17 protein-coding genes and 1 tRNA gene are annotated in these 16,624 nt (G+C 70.2%); 7 read left to right on the forward strand and 11 right to left on the reverse strand.

The genetic code is table 11. The features are described 5' to 3' along the window. Window positions 1-329: 329 nt before the first annotated feature. From katG to GFH48_RS03620, 3 genes are all read left to right on the forward strand, one after another. Entirely contained in the window at window positions 330-2,561 is a 2,232-nt protein-coding gene (gene katG, locus GFH48_RS03610; RefSeq protein ID WP_153286848.1) for a catalase/peroxidase HPI, read from the forward strand. A gap of 177 nt (window positions 2,562-2,738) precedes the next feature. After that, window positions 2,739-3,131: a helix-turn-helix domain-containing protein gene (locus tag GFH48_RS03615; protein ID WP_194280484.1), complete on the forward strand. Its 393-nt coding sequence runs from the start codon at window positions 2,739-2,741 to the stop codon at window positions 3,129-3,131. Between the two features lie 48 nt (window positions 3,132-3,179). After that, entirely contained in the window at window positions 3,180-3,587 is a 408-nt protein-coding gene (locus GFH48_RS03620) for a VOC family protein (RefSeq protein WP_153286849.1), read from the forward strand. Window positions 3,588-3,622: 35 nt separating this feature from the next. Here the strand turns inward: GFH48_RS03620 and GFH48_RS03625 are convergent, their stop codons facing one another. Continuing rightward, a complete protein-coding gene (locus GFH48_RS03625; RefSeq protein WP_153286850.1) occupies window positions 3,623-4,780 on the reverse strand; it encodes an acyltransferase family protein in 1,158 nt (385 codons plus the stop codon). 442 nt (window positions 4,781-5,222) lie between these two features. Between GFH48_RS03625 and GFH48_RS03630 the strand changes: the two genes are divergently transcribed. Continuing rightward, window positions 5,223-5,669, forward strand: a complete 447-nt coding sequence (locus tag GFH48_RS03630; RefSeq protein ID WP_153286851.1) for an SRPBCC family protein — start codon at window positions 5,223-5,225, stop codon at window positions 5,667-5,669. Between the two features lie 256 nt (window positions 5,670-5,925). Here GFH48_RS03630 and gcvH read toward each other — a convergent pair whose 3' ends face one another. The 7 genes from gcvH to GFH48_RS03665 all read right to left on the reverse strand — a co-directional run bounded on the left by gcvH (window position 5,926) and on the right by GFH48_RS03665 (window position 10,983). Beyond that, complete coding sequence (gene gcvH / locus GFH48_RS03635) at window positions 5,926-6,321, reverse strand: glycine cleavage system protein GcvH (RefSeq protein ID WP_153286852.1); 396 nt, start codon at window positions 6,319-6,321, stop codon at window positions 5,926-5,928. A gap of 272 nt (window positions 6,322-6,593) precedes the next feature. Next, window positions 6,594-6,666 (reverse strand) — tRNA-Gly (locus tag GFH48_RS03640). A gap of 141 nt (window positions 6,667-6,807) precedes the next feature. After that, window positions 6,808-8,259, reverse strand: a complete 1,452-nt coding sequence (locus GFH48_RS03645) for a purine-cytosine permease family protein (protein ID WP_153286853.1) — start codon at window positions 8,257-8,259, stop codon at window positions 6,808-6,810. A gap of 228 nt (window positions 8,260-8,487) precedes the next feature. Beyond that, window positions 8,488-8,898 (reverse strand): hypothetical protein, encoded by a 411-nt coding sequence (locus GFH48_RS03650; protein WP_153286854.1) that lies wholly within the window; start codon window positions 8,896-8,898, stop codon window positions 8,488-8,490. 224 nt (window positions 8,899-9,122) lie between these two features. Next, window positions 9,123-9,569 carry an NUDIX domain-containing protein gene (locus tag GFH48_RS03655; RefSeq protein WP_153286855.1) on the reverse strand — a complete coding sequence of 149 codons (447 nt, stop codon included), beginning with the start codon at window positions 9,567-9,569 and terminating at the stop codon, window positions 9,123-9,125. Between the two features lie 40 nt (window positions 9,570-9,609). After that, complete coding sequence (locus GFH48_RS03660; RefSeq protein ID WP_153286856.1) at window positions 9,610-10,278, reverse strand: NAD(P)H-binding protein; 669 nt, start codon at window positions 10,276-10,278, stop codon at window positions 9,610-9,612. Window positions 10,279-10,308: 30 nt separating this feature from the next. Beyond that, the gene (locus GFH48_RS03665) at window positions 10,309-10,983 is read right to left on the reverse strand and encodes a TetR/AcrR family transcriptional regulator (RefSeq protein ID WP_153286857.1); all 675 of its coding nucleotides are present in this window, start codon (window positions 10,981-10,983) and stop codon (window positions 10,309-10,311) included. Between the two features lie 197 nt (window positions 10,984-11,180). Here GFH48_RS03665 and GFH48_RS03670 point away from each other — a divergent pair, with 197 nt between their 5' ends. Then, window positions 11,181-12,011, forward strand: coding sequence for an SDR family NAD(P)-dependent oxidoreductase (locus GFH48_RS03670; protein WP_153286858.1), 831 nt, complete (start codon window positions 11,181-11,183; stop codon window positions 12,009-12,011). Between the two features lie 229 nt (window positions 12,012-12,240). Here GFH48_RS03670 and GFH48_RS03675 read toward each other — a convergent pair whose 3' ends face one another. After that, window positions 12,241-13,098, reverse strand: a complete 858-nt coding sequence (locus GFH48_RS03675) for a calcium-binding protein (RefSeq protein WP_153286859.1) — start codon at window positions 13,096-13,098, stop codon at window positions 12,241-12,243. Window positions 13,099-13,344: 246 nt separating this feature from the next. After that, window positions 13,345-13,836: an FBP domain-containing protein gene (locus tag GFH48_RS03680; RefSeq protein ID WP_153286860.1), complete on the reverse strand. Its 492-nt coding sequence runs from the start codon at window positions 13,834-13,836 to the stop codon at window positions 13,345-13,347. A 70-nt stretch (window positions 13,837-13,906) separates the two neighbouring features. Here GFH48_RS03680 and GFH48_RS03685 point away from each other — a divergent pair, with 70 nt between their 5' ends. Together GFH48_RS03685 and GFH48_RS03690 are read left to right on the forward strand one after the other, a co-directional pair. Continuing rightward, window positions 13,907-14,503, forward strand: coding sequence for a TetR/AcrR family transcriptional regulator (locus GFH48_RS03685; protein WP_153292704.1), 597 nt, complete (start codon window positions 13,907-13,909; stop codon window positions 14,501-14,503). Between the two features lie 218 nt (window positions 14,504-14,721). Next, on the forward strand, window positions 14,722-15,906 hold the full coding sequence (locus tag GFH48_RS03690) for a GDSL-type esterase/lipase family protein (protein ID WP_153286861.1): 1,185 nt from the start codon (window positions 14,722-14,724) through the stop codon (window positions 15,904-15,906). Between the two features lie 245 nt (window positions 15,907-16,151). Here the strand turns inward: GFH48_RS03690 and GFH48_RS03695 are convergent, their stop codons facing one another. Continuing rightward, the gene (locus GFH48_RS03695; RefSeq protein ID WP_153286862.1) at window positions 16,152-16,601 is read right to left on the reverse strand and encodes a spore-associated protein; all 450 of its coding nucleotides are present in this window, start codon (window positions 16,599-16,601) and stop codon (window positions 16,152-16,154) included. Window positions 16,602-16,624 lie beyond the last annotated feature (23 nt).

Consider the following 16,624-nt stretch of genomic DNA (forward strand, 5'->3'; position numbering starts at 1 on the left):
CCCCCGGGTGGGTGCCGCCCGCGCCGCACGGCTCGCGGCCGTCCGGGCAGGTGACCGCCCCGGCATCGGGACGGCCGCCACCGGGACGCGCGATCACGTGGGCCTCGCCTCCGCCCGGGCCGCCGGCGAAGACCTCCCCGCCCTCGACGCGACAGGGCCCGTCCGTCCCATCGGACCGGCCGACGCGCCGGCGCCCCGCCCGAACCCGTACGGCGACCACCGCCTCCCGCCCGACGAGGCCCGGGGTCGTCCCCTCGGACCCGTGCCCCGACCGTTGCCCCACCCGCAGTGCCTGAGCACAACGACCCGCCTGGTCCGGAAGGATTCCCATGTCTGAGAACCATGATGCAATCGTCGTAGACGCGAAGACGGAGGGGGAAGGTGGCTGCCCCGTCGCACACGGACGCGCCACGCACCCGACCCAGGGCGGCGGAAACCGCCAGTGGTGGCCCGACCGCCTCAATCTGAAGATCCTCGCCAAGAACCCGGCCGTGGCCAACCCCCTCGGTGAGGAGTTCGACTACGCCGAGGCGTTCAACGGCCTCGACCTCACCGCCGTGAAGCGGGACATCGCCGAGGTGCTGACGGACTCGCAGGACTGGTGGCCGGCCGACTTCGGCAACTACGGCCCGTTCATGATCCGTATGGCCTGGCACAGCGCGGGCACCTACCGCATCAGCGACGGCCGCGGCGGCGCCGGTGCCGGACAGCAGCGCTTCGCGCCGCTCAACAGCTGGCCGGACAACGGCAACCTCGACAAGGCCCGCCGGCTGCTGTGGCCCGTCAAGAAGAAGTACGGGCAGAGCATCTCGTGGGCCGACCTCATGATCCTCACCGGCAATGTCGCCCTGGAGACGATGGGCTTCCAGACGTTCGGCTTCGCCGGCGGCCGCGCGGACGTGTGGGAGCCCGACGAGGACGTCTACTGGGGTCCCGAGACCACCTGGCTGGGCGACGAGCGCTACACCGGCGACCGGGAGCTGGAGAACCCCCTCGGCGCGGTCCAGATGGGCCTCATCTACGTCAACCCCGAGGGCCCGAACGGCACCCCGGACCCGCTGGCCGCGGCCCGCGACATCCGTGAGACGTTCCGCCGGATGGCCATGAACGACGAGGAGACCGTCGCGCTCATCGCGGGCGGCCACACCTTCGGTAAGACCCACGGCGCGGGCCCGGCGGACAGCGTCGGCGCCGACCCCGAGGCCGCCCCGCTCGAGGAGCAGGGCCTCGGCTGGAAGAACTCCTTCGGCACCGGCAAGGGCGGCGACGCCATCACCAGTGGCCTTGAGGGCATCTGGACGAACACCCCCGTCACCTGGGACAACAGCTTCTTCGAGATCCTGTTCGGCTACGAGTGGGAGCTGTTCCAGAGCCCCGCGGGCGCGAACCAGTGGCGGCCGAAGGACGGTGCCGGCGCCACCACCGTCCCCGACGCCCACGACCCGTCGAAGACCCACGCCCCGACGATGCTGACGACCGACCTGTCGCTCCGCGTCGACCCGGCCTACGAGCAGATCTCGCGCCGCTTCCTCGAGAACCCCGACGCGTTCGCCGACGCCTTCGCCCGCGCGTGGTTCAAGCTCACCCACCGTGACATGGGCCCGGTCGTGCGCTACCTCGGTCCCGAGGTGCCGTCCGAGGAGCTGCTGTGGCAGGACCCCCTGCCCGCGGTCACGCACGAGCTCGTCGACGCCGCGGACATCGCCTCCCTCAAGAGCGAGATCCTGGCCTCCGACCTGTCGGTGGCCCAGCTCGTCTCCGCCGCCTGGGCGTCGGCGTCCTCCTTCCGCGGCAGCGACAAGCGCGGCGGCGCGAACGGCGCACGCATCCGCCTCGAACCGCAGAGCGGCTGGGAGGTCAACGACCCCGACCAGCTGGCGACGGTGCTGCGCACCCTGGAGGGCATCCGGAGCGCCTTCAACTCGGGCCGGACCGGCGACAAGCAGATCTCGCTCGCCGACCTGATCGTGCTGGCCGGCGGCGCCGCCGTCGAGCAGGCCGCCAAGGACGCCGGCTTCGACGTCGAGGTCCCGTTCGCGCCCGGCCGCGCGGACGCCTCGCAGGAGCAGACGGACGTCGAGGCGTTCGCTCCGCTCGAGCCGGCCGCCGACGGCTTCCGCAACTACCTGGGCAAGGGCAACCGGCTCCCGGCCGAGTACCTGCTCCTCGACCGGGCGAACCTGCTGACCCTGAGCGCTCCCGAGATGACGGTCCTCGTCGGTGGCCTCCGCGTGCTGGGCGCGAACTACCAGCAGTCGTCGCTCGGTGCCTTCACCACGACCCCCGGGTCGCTGACCAACGACTTCTTCACCAACCTGCTCGACCTGGGGACGACGTGGAAGGCGGTCTCCGAGGACGCGAACACGTTCGAGGGCCGCGACGCCGCCACGGGCGAGGTCAAGTGGACCGGCAGCCGTGCCGACCTCGTCTTCGGATCGAACTCGGAGCTGCGCGCGCTCGCGGAGGTGTACGCGAGCGACGACGCGAAGGAGAAGTTCGTGAACGACTTCGTCGCCGCGTGGAGCAAGGTGATGGACCTCGACCGGTTCGATCTGGTCTGACACCTGAGCGCACCTGACGCCTGATGTCCGGGCCGGCCGGCCCTCGCGCCGGCCGGCCCGGACCTCTTGGCGGGGCCGGAGTGACCGCCGGGACGACCCGCCCCTCGATGGGGCCGACGGCCCGGGGCCGCCGCCGGACAGGTGAGGGACGACGGAGAATCGTGGTGTGATGACGCCGTGAGCCGCGCCGCCGAAGACACCAACCGCCGCATGCTGCGGGCACGGGACGCCATGGACCGCGCCTACGCGCAGCCGCTGGACGTCCCGGCCCTGGCCCGGATCGCCCATGTGTCCCAGGCCCACTTCACCCGCACCTTCCGGGCCACGTTCGGCGAGACACCGCACCGCTATCTGCAGCGCCGCCGTGTCGAGCGGGCGATGTTCCTGCTGCGGGAGACCGACCGCGCTGTGACGGACATCTGCTTCGCGGTCGGCTTCGGCAGCCCCGGAACCTTCAGCCGCACGTTCCGCGACATCGTCGGCCGGTCACCGAGGACGTACCGCAGGGAAGCGACCCCGGCGAACGTGCCGACGTGCTTCACCATGGCGTGGATGCGGCCCGCCGGCTGAGCAGTTTTGGACAAGTTTTCGTCCGGCCCGCCCGGTAGCGTGACGCACATGTTCAACGCCATCACGCACTCACAGATCTACGTCCTCGACCAGGACGAGGCCCTCGACTTCTACGTGGGCAAGCTCGGCCTGGAGGTCAACGCCGATGTCGACCTGGGCTTCATGCGCTGGTTGACCGTCAACGTCCCGGGACACCCCGATCGACAGATCCTGCTGGAGAAGCCGGGACCCCCGGCCCTGTCCGAGGAGACGGCGCAGCAGGTCCGGGAGCTGGTGACCAAGGGCGCCACCGGCGGTTCGCTCATCTTCAGCACGGACGACTGCCGCAAGACGTACGAGACGCTGCTCGGCCGGGGCGTCGAGTTCACCGAGGAGCCCACCGAGCGTCCGTACGGCATCGACTGCGGTCTCCGTGACCCCTTCGGCAACAACATCCGCTTCACCCAGCCGGTCTAGTCCCACCGTGGCCGTCCGTCCCGGACGGTCCCCGGTCAGCCGCGGACGACGCCCCTGTCCCGCTCGGTCACGGGCGGCCGCGGCTTCCCGCTCCGGCGCCGCAGCAGCAGTTCCCGGGCCGGGCACTCGACACCCTCGTACAGGAGCCAGGCCAGTCCCAGCGCCACGGTGAACGCCACGGCGGTGGCGGTCAGCCCGGCCGCCACCCCGAAGTGCGGGGACTTACCGAGCAGATTGATGCCGGCCCGCAGGACGAGCAGGTGGATCATGTAGAAGGCGAAGGAGAGTTCACCCAGCCGCACCAGTCGGCGGTGCCGCCACAGCGAGGGCAGGCCCCGCAGGTCGGCCACGGCCGCCGCCGGAATCAGCAGGGCGAAGCCGACGATGGTGCAGGTGGTGGCCGAATACCCCGGGGTGACCTGGGGAACGAGGAAGTAGCCGATGATCGTCAGCGCGAGTGAGGCCTCCATGCCGGGTCCGCGCCACCTTCCCAGGGACACTACCCGGGCGACGGCGGCACCGAGGACGAATTCGGGGAGGCGGGCCGCCGGGAAGGAGTACACCGGCTGGCTCAGCCAGTGGTGCGCGTCCGACCAGGCCAGGGCCGCCACCGCGAGCACCGACAGCCCGGCCACGACGGTCGCTCCGCGCGCCCCGAGTCGGCGCAGTCCCAGGGCCAGCAGCGGGAAGACCGCGTAGAAGAAGGCCTCGCAGGCGAGCGACCAGCTGACGGGGTCGAGCGTCTGCCACCACGGGCGCCACCAGGAGTGCGTCAGCAGCAGGTTCGCCAGTGCCGAGTTCAGGGTGGGCCTCATCTGGCGGGACAGGGTGAATCCCATGAGCAGCGCGATCGCGGCGGTGACGAGGTGGACCGGGTAGACCCGGGCGACGCGCCGTCGCCAGAAGGCCATCGCGCGATCGCGCGGCCGTGCCGACCACATCAGCACGAAGCCCGAGAGGACGAAGAAGAACGAGACGCCGTTGGCGCCCGCCCCGAATCCCCAGGCGACGATGCGGCCGCCGGTGTCTCCGAAATAGCCGAAGTTGTGCACATGCAGTCCGAAGACCAGCAACGCCGCCACCCAGCGCAGTCCGGTGAGCGAGGGCAGTGAGGACGGCCGAGTCGTGGAGGCGGACTCGGCCGTGGTCGCTGTCGGGGCCGGCGGCCGGGTCGTCCCGGTCGCCGGTGTCATCGCGTCACCGGCCGAGCGGTGTTCGTGGAAAGCATGAGGGGGAGCGTTGCCTGTTCGTCATGTTTCATTCCGGCCTCGTGGGGAGCGTCACACCAGCCTCCGCGCGCCCGGAGCGCTCCACTCGGTCCGTGGGAGGCGTGACCCTGCCCGGCGGCCTCACCGGCCCGGCCATGACGTGCCCGCCCGGGAGCCGGCGTCCGGGACAGGACGGTCACAGGTGTGGCAGAAGCCAGATACGTGCATCCAGCCATTACTACCCTTTGCGGACCGGCCGGGGGTCAAACCAGGCTCTCTCGGGTGTGTCGGACCCGCCGGGTCATTGATCGACGGGCTCGCTCCGGCAACAGGACGCGCTGGTGGGACCGGGCCCGTAGGCTGAGGCCGCTCGGCAGGCTCGCGCGCACTCAGCCGGAGCCCCGGCGATCGCAGCACAGGAGGAACCGTGGCCGGTCAGTTCGAGGCGACAGCCGAGATCAACCGCCCTGTCGAGGAGGTCTTCGCCTTCCTGGGCGAGGGCACGAACGACCCGAAGTTCAGCCCCAGGGTGCAGGAGATCAAGAAAACGCCGGAGGGCCCCACAGCGGTGGGTACGGTCTTCACGAGCACGGTCAAGGACGCGGGCATGAAGACGGCACGGCAGTTCCGGATCACCGAGTTCGACCCGCCGCGGCGGATCCGCTGGACGGAGACCTCGAAGAACGTCGTGACGGCCGACCAGGGTGGCTACGACCTCGAGTCCACCGGCGCGGGAACGACCCACGTGCGGATCTTCAACGTGCTGGAGGGCCATGGCATCGGGAAGCTTCTGGTGGGGCTCGCGCTGAGTGCGGCGCGCAAGGACGCGGACGCGTTCGGACAGCGGATCAAGGCCGCGGTCGAGGCGTCCTGAGGAAGAAGGACGGGGACCCCGCGCGGTGATCGGCGGACCCGGATCGTCCGCCCGGGGTCCCGGTCCGCTTCGGGACGCTCAGGTACTGTGCGGCGGCAGCGTGCGTCGCGACGACGTAGGCCCTGTACGGCCGGCCGCCGGGGCGGCGTACGTCGCGTACGGCCGCCGGGGCGGTGCCGGCAGCGGTGACGTTCACGGGTGACGCGCGCGCGTCCGTACAGCGCGCCCGTCACCGCGCTCATGTCCGTCCGCGGACCTACTCGGCGCCTTCGCGGATGTAGCTCTCGTAGCCGTCGTCGTCGAGCAGACGGTCGAGTTCACTTCTGTCGGTGAACGCGATCTCGATGAGCCAGCCGTCGCCGTAGGGCTCCGTGTTGACCATCTCGGGGCTGTCGTTGAGCTCGTCGTTGAGGGCGGTCACCTCGCCCGACACGGGCGCGTAGACCTCGGTCACCGCCTTGACCGACTCGAGCGTGCCGAACGGCTCGCCCGCGGAGAGGCCGGTGCCCTTGGCGGGGAGTTCCGCGAAGACGATGTCGCCGAGTTCCTTCTGGGCGTGGTCGGTGATGCCGACACGCACCACGCCGTCACGTGTCACCCGTACCCATTCGTGGTCCCTGGTGTACTTCAGCTCGTTCGGGACGTGCGGCATGAAGGCTCCTTCGGGGCTGTCGTGTGCCGAACGGTCGCGGTCGGCGGGGCCAGTCTGCGCGAGCGCGTCCGGCCTCCCGCGCATCGCCACCCGAACGGCCCGCAGGGACCGTGTTGGCGCGCTCCGGGCCGGGGTTGAGTCCGGAGGACGTCACGATGATTCTCGACACCGGCACGGGCGGACCCGCTCGGCTCCCGCGCCGTGGCGACCCGGCTGACCGGAACGGGGAACAGCGAGAACCCCGCCTCCGGAACACCGGAGACGGGGTCGTGTGGAGCGCCGGGCAGGCCTCGCACCTGCATCTCCCCGCAGGAAGCGGGGCATCTTTCCTTGGACCACCAACGCATCGAGCCGCGACCGGAGTTCGGCCGGGAAGCTCAAGACCGAGCATAGCGCAGGCGTCGTCTCCCGGAAATCGGGGGGGCGAGGACGGCGAGGAGCTGACGCGTCGGCGGCGGTCGAAGGCGCGGGTCATGGTCCCCGAGGTCATGGCTCCCGGTGGTCGTGGGCCGCCGATTCCAGTGCCGTGAGCTCCTGTTCGGCGAGGCGGGTCTCGGCCTCGACGTCGATGTCGCGGGTGAACAGCCAGTAGAGCACCGCGGCGACGGGCAGCCCGATGAACAAGGAGATGTCCGCGCCGCCGAGGGCGTGCGCGGCGGGCCCGACGTAGAGCGTGCCGACGGAGAAGAACGGCACCATGACGGCGAAGCCGACGAGGTAGGCGACGATCCCGTGCCAGCCCCAGCGGCCGTAGATGCCACGGGGGTTGAAGATCTCGGCGACCGCGTAGTGGCCGCGGCGCACCACGTAGTAGTCCATCAGGTTCACGGACGTCCACGGGATGAACAGGTAGAGCACCAGCAGGAGGAAGTCGTTGAAGTTCTCCAGGAAGTGGGCGGTCGCGGCCAGCGCGCCCACCACGGAGAGCGCGGCGGTGAGTCCGAGTGTCACGAGCCGTACGGCGACGGTCGGACGCACCCTCTTGAACGAGTCGATGGCGCTGATGAGGGTGAGGGACCCTCCGTACATGTTCAGCGCGGTCACCGAGATCAGGCCGAGGGCGGCGAACAGCAGCACGATCGCGCCGAACCCGCTGAAGACCTTGTCGCCCGCCGCGTTGATCGAGCGGATCGTCTCGAAGTCCTTGCCCGCCCATCCGGCGAGCAGTGCGCCGAGGGTCATCAGCCAGATACCGCCGAGCGCCGACCCGAAGTACGTCCAGTAGAACGTCTTGCGGACGGTCACATCGGGCGGGAGATAGCGGGAGTAGTCCGAGACGTAGATGGCCCAGCTGATCTGGTAGCCGGCCACCACGCCGAACTGGGCGAGGAAGGGTGTCCACTTGAAGCCGCCGAGGTCGAAGGAGCCGGCGGGATAGTGCAGGGTGACCAGGATGCCCACCGTGAAGACGCCGAAGATGACGAGGAAGGCGTAGGTGAGGACCCGTTCGGCGCGGTGGATGACGTCGTAGCCCACCAGCGCGATGACGAACGCGATGAGCGTGACGACGACGACCCACGGCTTGACCCCGCCGTGCACCGTGCTGTGCAGGGCCTCACCGGCGAGGATCGTGTTGAAGACGTTGAATCCGGCGTACTGCACATAGGCGAACAGCCACACCAGCAGGGCTCCGACGTAGCCGAACTGCGGCCGTGACTGGATCATCTGCGGCAGTCCGAGTTGCGGTCCCTGCGCGGAGTGGAAGGCCATGAAGAACGTGCCGAGGATGGTGCCCGCGGCGATCGCGATCAGCGACCAGAGGAGGTTGCCGCCCCCGGTGATGCTGATGAGGCCGACCGCCAGTGTGGCGATCTGCGCGTTGGACATGAACCACAGGGGGCCGAGGTGCCACAGCTTTCCGTGCCGCTCGTCCAGCGGGACGTAGTCGATGGAGCGGATTTCCAGACCCGATACCCGTGGCTGTGATGACGTCGTCACGAGAGCCTCCTTCGAGGGAGTTCACCGAGCGATGAGAACCTTCATCATCTGTCGCCACGATCATGCCCCGAGCCGTACCGGTCAGGAAGGAGCCCGGCCGGGAGACGCCTCACGGTGTGCGTGAGCGATGCGCCGCCCGGCCGGGCGCCGGGAAGCGGGCGCGGGCCGCGTCGCCGAGGTGATCGAACGAGGTCTCCGGCGCGCGTCCGTTCGCGGGAAGGGATCCCGTCAGTACGCGGGTGCCGCCCGGAGGCTCGGGTAGCAGTCGTGCACCGGGTCCGTCTCGCTGTAGATCGCGGTGTCCTTCATGAACCCCAGCTGTCCGTTGTCGGCGACGGTCATCAACCAGCGGGTCGGGTGCGGCCCGCCGACCCATCCCTGACCGTCCTCCTTGCAGTAGAACCAGCTCGGGTTGGAGTACATGTGGCCGACGATCCTGTCGGGGTCCGGGTAGGAGTGGTTGTTGCCGATGATCCCGTAGACGGGCGCGCCCGAGACGTTGTTGCAGTACCACCTGATGCCGCCGTCATTGGTCCAGCAGCCCGCCGCGGCGTGGGCGGACGGGGCCGCCACCGCGCCGAATCCGACGGCCAGCGCCGCGGTCGCCAGCGCCGCACCGAGTTTCTTGTGAACACGCATATGTTCCCCCGGAGTTGTCGTCCACCCAGCGGTGAACGGTCACGTGCGCCGATGGACGGCGCGTGCGACCACTATGGCGAGCACCGGCGCCGGGGGTCGATCACTTCGATCCTGATGGAATCCCGGCTCGGCTCCGCGGGCGTGCCCGGCGTGACCGCCGTCCAGGGAGCGGGCGGCGCGGGGTCGTCCGTCCATGGGGACCGGGGCGACGGCCCTCGCCGCTCTCACCGTGTCGGATCCGCCAGCGCGGCCAGGTCGGTGCCGGTGTCCACCGCGTCTCGCACCAGGGTCGCGATCTCCTGGGGGGCAAGGCTGATGGCGTCGAGCGCCTCGACGGTCAACGGGACTTCCTCGAGCCGGTATTCACCTCGGTCCGGGTCGTCGAACTCCGGACCGGTGCGGTCCGCCTCCGACCACGTCAGGGCGCGGGCCAGATAGAAGTACTGCCGCTGGTGCTCGTCCGCCAGTACGTGCAGCAGTCCCGTGATCCGAGGCTCCCCACCGGTCTCCTCGCGTATCTCACGCGTCAGGGCCGCCCGCAGGCCCGGGTCGTCCGACTCGACGTGACCGCCGGGAAAGACCCAGTAGGGCGCCGCGCCCGGCCAGGTGCGCCTGATGAGCAGGAGCCGCCCGGCGGGCGTCACCAGTACCGCCCGGACACATTCGATCACCGAGCCTCCCGCGGTCGCGACAAGTCCCCACGAGGTTACGTCACACGGCGCCGAGCCGGTTGATCTCCGGACTGTGCAGCACGGACGGGCCGCTTCCCTGGAGCGCGACGACGGCGATCATCGCGCGGCCCAGGTGCTCGGTCGTGGTCACGTGCCGGGGGGCCAGCCTGCGGACGACCGGGTAGAGCCACGACGTGAGCCGGTACATCAGACGATAGGCGGACGTCTTCGAGACGGCTCCGTGGCGCGGCTGGATGTAGCCGGGGCGGAACAGGTAGGCGTGGAACGGCATCGCCAACAGTGCGTTCTCCGTACGGCCCTTGACCCGCGCCCACATCGAACGACCCGACTCCGTACTGTCGGTCCCCTCCCCCGACACGTAAGCGAAGGTCAACGCCGGGTTGTTCACGCTCACCGCACGAGCGGCGGCCAGCGTGAAGTCGTACGTGATCCGGGTGTACTCCTCCTCGTCCCGGCCGGCCGAGGAGACGCCCAGGCAGAAGAAGCAGGCGTCCAGTCCCTCCAACTCCCCCTGGATCGCGCCGAAGTCGGTGAAGTCCGTGTGCAGGACCTCCCGTATCTTCGGATGCCGCGCCTTCAGCGGCGTACGCGCGACGAGCACCACCTCCTCGACCTCCCCGTCCTGGAGGCAGGCGCGCAGCACGCCCTGCCCGACCATTCCGGACGCTCCGAAAAGGGCCACGCGCATGATTGCTCCCGGGGTGGGGTGAGACGGCGGTCAGGACGCCGTACGGGTGAGGATGCCGGCGATGAGGGTCGCCACCATCTCCTGGAGGGTGGCGGCGAAGTCCATGCGCAGCGCCGCGAGCGACGGGTCCGCGTCGTAGGCGGCGAGCATGCCCGGGGAGGGCCGGGCGTGGGTCCACACGGCGCCGGCCATCATGAAGGCCTGCGCGCTGAACAGCCTTGCTCCCTCGCCCAGTTCGGGCAGGTACTGACGTGCGAGACCGGCCAGCGCGTCGACGTTGCCGATGGCCGCCCTCTTGTACCGGGCGGCGACCGCCGCGGACACGTTGTGTTCCAGGACACCGGCCTGCGCGCTGAGCAGATCGCACAGGACCCGGCGCTCCGCGAGGGCGCGGGTGAACACGGCCGCGAACTCGTCACTCCGCTGCCGTACCGCTCGCTCCGGACCGATGCCGGCGGCGAGCAGGCCGGGCAGTTCGTCCATCAGCCGCTTCCACGCGCTGTCCAGCAGTTCCAGCAGGATCGCCTCGCGGGACTCGAAGTACCGCAGCACGTTCGACTTGGCCAGTCCGACGCGTCGGCTCAGCTCATTGAGGCTGACCTCGCCCACCGGCATCTCGTCGAGCATCGTGGCCGCGGTGTCGAGGATCGCCTGTCGGCGGATCTCGCGCTGCTCCTCGCTGCGCGCACGCTGGAAAGTCGTCATGCCGCCATGTTACAGACTGTCGGTCTTTTGACATCAGACCAGCGGTTCCTTATGGTGGTGAACAGAAGAGACCGGCGGTCTGAAATCGACCCCGCGGACCCCGCGGACCTCACGGACCCCGCGGACCCGACAGCATCCGGGCCGGTCACGGCGGGACATCGCCCGCGCTCCTCGTCCAGGAAGAAAAGAGAACGTCCATGTCCAAGGTCTGGTTCGTCACCGGAAGCTCCCGCGGTCTGGGCCGCGCCATCGTCGAGGCGGCGCTGGAAGCCGGCGACCGGGTGGTGGCCACCGCACGCAAGCCCGCGCAGCTCGACGACCTCGTGGCCCGCCACGGCGACCGGGTCCTCCCCCTGGCCCTCGACGTCACCAGCGACGACGACATCCAGCGGGTGGTCCGGGAGGGCCTCGACGCCTTCGGCCGCTACGACGTCGTGGTCAACAACGCCGGCTACGGCGACATCGCCTCCGTCGAGGACGTCGCCCCGGACGCCTTCCGCGCCCAGATCGACACCAACTTCTACGGTGTCGTACAGGTCACCAAGGCCGTGCTGCCCATCCTTCGCGAGCAGGGATCCGGACACATCTTCCAGGTCTCCTCCGTCGGCGGCCGGGTCGGCTCGCCGGGACTGAGTGCCTACCAGAGCGCGAAGTGGGCGGTCGGCGGCTTCTCCACGGTCCTCGCCCAGGAAGTGGCCCCGCTCGGCATCAGGGTCACCGTCCTGGAGCCGGGCGGCATGCGCACCGACTGGGCCGGATCGTCGATGACCATCCCGCCGGTCAGCGAGCCCTACCGCCGGACGGTGGCCGCCTTCGCCGACATGATCAGGAGCAGCTCGGCGTCCGGCTCGGCGGAGTCCGACCCCGTCAAGGTCGCCCAGGTGGTGCGCGACCTCGCCGGACGGCAGGACGCCCCCGTCCGGATCGTGCTCGGTGCCCAGGCCTACGGGATCGCCCAGGCCGCCTCCCGGGCGATCACCGAGTCCGACGAGAAGTGGCGTGAGGTGTCGGAGTCGGTGTCCGACTGACCGCGCCCCTCGCCCGGCGCGTACGACAGCCGCCGGCCACCACGGAACCAGGCCCTCGGCGTCGCCCGATATCCCGAGCGGCGACCCAGGGCGGCGCCGTCGCCGTGCGGCCCTCGGGCGGCCGGCACGAATCAGCGGAAGGTCCTGGGTGAAAAGCAACCGCGAACGCGTGGTTCGCGTCCGGGGAACCGCGCGGATCGCCGCACAATTCCCCGGACGACGGAATCCGTCAGTCCTGATGAACGATATCCCTGCCCGGGCCGCCGGAAAGCGTGTCCCTGCCGGGGCCGCCGTACAGTCTGTCGGCGCCGCTGTTCCCGTACATCTTGTCGGCACCGCTGTTTCCGTACAGGACGTCGTCACCCTTTCCGCCGTACAGCGAGTCGTCGCCGGCCCCGCCGTGGATCGCGTCGTTGCCGTCGTCGCCGTGGAGGATCTGGCCGGCGGCGCCGCCCCGGAGCACGTCGTTGCCCTTGCCGCCGCTCACGATGTTGTATCCGCCGCCGGCCTCGACCGTGTCGTTGCCGTCACCGGCGGCGACGGTCGCCAGCCTGCCGACCGTGATGATGTCGTTGCCGGTCCCTCCGACGACCTCGTTGCCGTCGAGCCCGGTGTTGTCGGTCAGCCGGTCGTTGCCGGAGCCGAGGTCGATCCTGTTGAGGTAGTAGACCTGACCTGTGCCGTTGTGGGAGGTGACGGTGTCGTTGCCGTCACCGAGGCTCATCTCCATTGCCGCGTAAGGGTCCTGGCTCTCCAGCGTGGCGACCGTGCAGGAGACCCTGGTGCGGTCCGCGGCGACCGGGTGGGAGCAGTGGTGGCCCGCGCGGATCGGGACGACGTCGTCGATCACATAGGTGATGGCCTGGTGTCCGCCGGCGTACGACTCGGCGATGGTCACCTTGTTGGTCTGGCCGGGCGCGGCCGTGTAGGTGAGCTGCCAGTCGTAGTCGTTGACAGCGGCGGTGGCCGAGGTCACCGCCGCTCCGGCCGTGCCGGCCAGGACGACCGGACCGGCCAGTCCCGCGCCGACGACCAGCGTCAGCGCCGAGACGCGTAAAGCCCGACGGCCTATGGGGTAAGAGGACATCGCACGGCCTCCAAAAGGCGGTTGCGGTTTCTTGACAACACACCTTTGACCCTCGGCGCACGTAATTGGTTGCCTTCCTTTTCGCACGGAATGAATTCCGCCGTGATCCGGGCGACGGGAAATAAAGGGGAAAAGAAAAGCGGCTTCGGGGTGAGGGATTCCGTAACGGAACATGAACAGCCGGGCTCCCCCGCGCCCGTCAGGGCCTCGGTCCGGTTCCCCTTCGACGCGTGCCCTCCGCCGTGTTCACGCTGACACCTTGGCGATGAACGCGGCGATGTTCGACACGGTCCGCTGGACCTTCTCCTCCAGGGTGAGCGATTCGTGGAGGCGGCCGCCGACACCCGCGTCCTTCTTGCCACGCATGTACAGCGAGCAGGCGAGGTCGCTGCACATGTAGGCGCCCACCGAGTTGCCCTGCTGTCCGGCCTTGCCGGCCTTCGGCGCGACCATCAGGGACACACCTCCGGTGTGCGTGGTCAGGCACATCGAACACATGCTGCGGCGCATCTGCTGGGCACCGGGGCCGGGACAGCGCAGAGCGAGGGCCCTGAGACCGCCGTCGAGGCGGCTGACGAGGTAGGCACGGTCGGGGGCCTGGGGGTCCCGCCAGCCCAGGTAGTCCAGGTCGTCCCAGGGCCGGTCGGCCAGGTCACGCGGGACGGACAGCCGCTTGGCCTCGCCCTTGGTGCAGTTCACGAAGGCGGCACGGATCTCTTGCTCAGTCAGCGGTTCCATGGGAGTAAGGTAAATTGCCTAGGAGACCTAGGCAAATCATTAAGTGACTCGTACTGGTGGGTGAGTGACCATGGCAAGAGCCGGGCTGACTGCGGAACGGCTGACGCTGGCGGGTGCGGAGCTGGCCGACGAGGTCGGCTTCGACAAGGTGACCGTCGCGGCGCTCGCCCGGCACTTCGGCGTCAAGGACGCGAGCCTCTATTCGCACCTGAGGAACTCGCACGACCTGAAGGTCAGGATCGCCCTGCTGGCTCTGGGGGAGCTGGCCGACCGGGTCGCCGCCGCACTCGCGGGCAGGGCGGGCAAGGACGCCCTCGCGGCCTTCGCGAACGCCTACCGGGACTACGCGCGAGAGCACCCCGGCCGCTACGCCGCGGCGCAGCTGAGGCTCGACCCCGAGACGGCGGCCGCCAGCGCCGGGGTCAGGCACGCACGGATGACCCGGGCGATCCTGCGCGGTTACGACCTGACGGAACCCGACCAGACCCATGCGGTCCGGTTGCTGGGCAGCACCTTCCACGGCTACGTCACCCTGGAGATGAGCGGAGGCTTCAGTCACAGCGCCCCCGACTCCCAGGAATCCTGGTCGTGGGTCGTGGACGCCCTCGACACCCTGCTGCGCAACTGGTCCGCGCCCGCGCAGAGTTCCTCGCGCCCGCCGGTCTGACACCACCGCGGCAGGGGCTCACCGGCCGCCGCCCCGGGGCGGCACGGCACCTTTCGCGACGCGACAGCACCTTTCGCGACGCGCCGGACACACGGGACGCGCGAAAAGCACCCAGAACTCCCGAAGTGCCGTACGCACCAGACAGACGCGCCGTACGCACCAGACGCACCAGACGCACCGACTCGAACAGGCACAGGCACAGGCACAGGCACCGGACCATGAGCTACGACAGCACCCTGATCACCACGCCCCTCACCGCGGATCTCCTGCGTGGCGCCCTCGAACTGGAGCAGACCGGGCACGGTGTGCTGCCGCACCGGCTGCCCGCGCGCGCACGCGCCCAGTGCGCCGACGGCCAGCTGGCCATGGCGGAGTCCCAGCCCTCCGGCGTACGGCTCGCCCTGCGCACCCGGGCCACCGTCGTCGAGCTGGACACCCTGCCCACCAAGCGCGCCTACGTGGGTGCCCCGCCGCGTCCGGACGGCGTCTACGACCTGCTCGTCGACGGCCGTCCGGCAGGCCGCGCGAGCGTGGCCGGCGGCAACGTCCTCACCATCGACATGGCCACCGGGTCCACGAGGACCACCTCGGGCCCGGTCGGCACCCTCCGCTTCGACGATCTGCCCGCGGGTGCGAAGGACGTCGAGATCTGGCTGCCGCACAACGAGACCACCGAACTGGTCGCCCTGCGCTCCGACGCCCCCGTCGAACCGGTGCCGGACCGGGGCCGTGCGGTGTGGCTGCACCACGGCAGTTCGATCAGCCACGGCTCCGACGCGGCGAGCCCCACCACCACTTGGCCGGCGCTGGCCGCGGCTCTCGGCGGCGTGGAGCTGATCAACCTCGGGCTGAGCGGCGGCGCCCTGCTCGACCCGTTCACCGCGCGCGTGCTGCGGGACACCCCCGCGGACCTGATCAGCGTCAAGATCGGCATCAACCTGGTCAACACGGACCTGATGCGGCTGCGGGCGTTCACCCCGGCCGTCCACGGCTTCCTCGACACCATCCGCGAAGGTCACCCGACCACGCCGTTGCTGGTCGTGTCACCCATCCTGTGCCCCATCCACGAGGACACGCCGGGCCCCAGCGCGCCGGACCTCAACGCACTGAGCGCCGGCCGACTGCGGTTCCGCGCCGCCGGCGACCCGGCGGAGACCGCCGCCGGGAAGCTCACCCTGCGCGTCATCAGGGCCGAACTCGACCGCGTCGTCGAGCGAAGAGCGGCCGAGGACCCGAACCTGCACCGCCTCGACGGCCGTGAGCTCTACGGCGAGGCGGACGCCGCCGAACTGCCGCTCCCCGACGACCTGCACCCCGACGCCGCGACCCACCGCCGCATCGGCGAGCGCTTCGCCGAACTGGCCTTCGCTCCGGGCGCACCGTTCGCCGCGACGACCGACTGAGCGGCACCGGAGCCCCCGGCCGCGGGCGCCATCGGGGCGTTGCCGACCACGGCGCGGAGCTCGCCCTGACGGATTCGAGCAGGGTCCGTCAGGGCGAGTGGGACACCGCGGGTTCCCGTGCGGCCCGCCGCGAGCACACCGTCACCGCCAGCACACCGTCACCGGGCGGCCGTCAGCCGGTTCATCCCGACGGCCGGGCCGGGAGCGACGGTGGGGTGCCGAGCGTGGCGGCGGGGAAGGGCGGGTCAGCGGGTCGTGGTGACCCGGTGCTCCTTGAGGGCGCTGCAGTTGGATCCGGTGACCTGCACGTACACGTTGCCGATGTTGCCGCCCCAGTCGACGCAGTAGGCCTTGCCGTAGACGGAGGCCGGCCCGGCGTACGACGTGTACCGGCCGTAGTCCTGGGCTCCCTCGTCGGTGGCGCCCACGTAGATCCAGGCCGACATGTCCTTGAGGGCACCCGGGGTGCTGCGGATGGTCGCGACGCAGTTCCTGCCGTTCGAGGCGTTGTACGTCAGGTAGACCGTGCCCTGCGACCCGATGGGCGCCGAGTTCACGGTCCGGTAGCTGCTTCCACAGACCTTCTGCGGGGTGGTGTTGGCCGCGGCGGAGGCGGGCGCCGCCATCGCGGTCGCGGCTCCGACCGACAGCGCCGCCAACGCGGCAGCAGTCAGCACAGATCGGTTGAATCGCATATTTCCCCCTTGTTGCTGTTGGA

The sequence above is a fragment of the Streptomyces fagopyri genome (assembly GCF_009498275.1).
Classification (GTDB): domain Bacteria; phylum Actinomycetota; class Actinomycetes; order Streptomycetales; family Streptomycetaceae; genus Streptomyces; species Streptomyces fagopyri.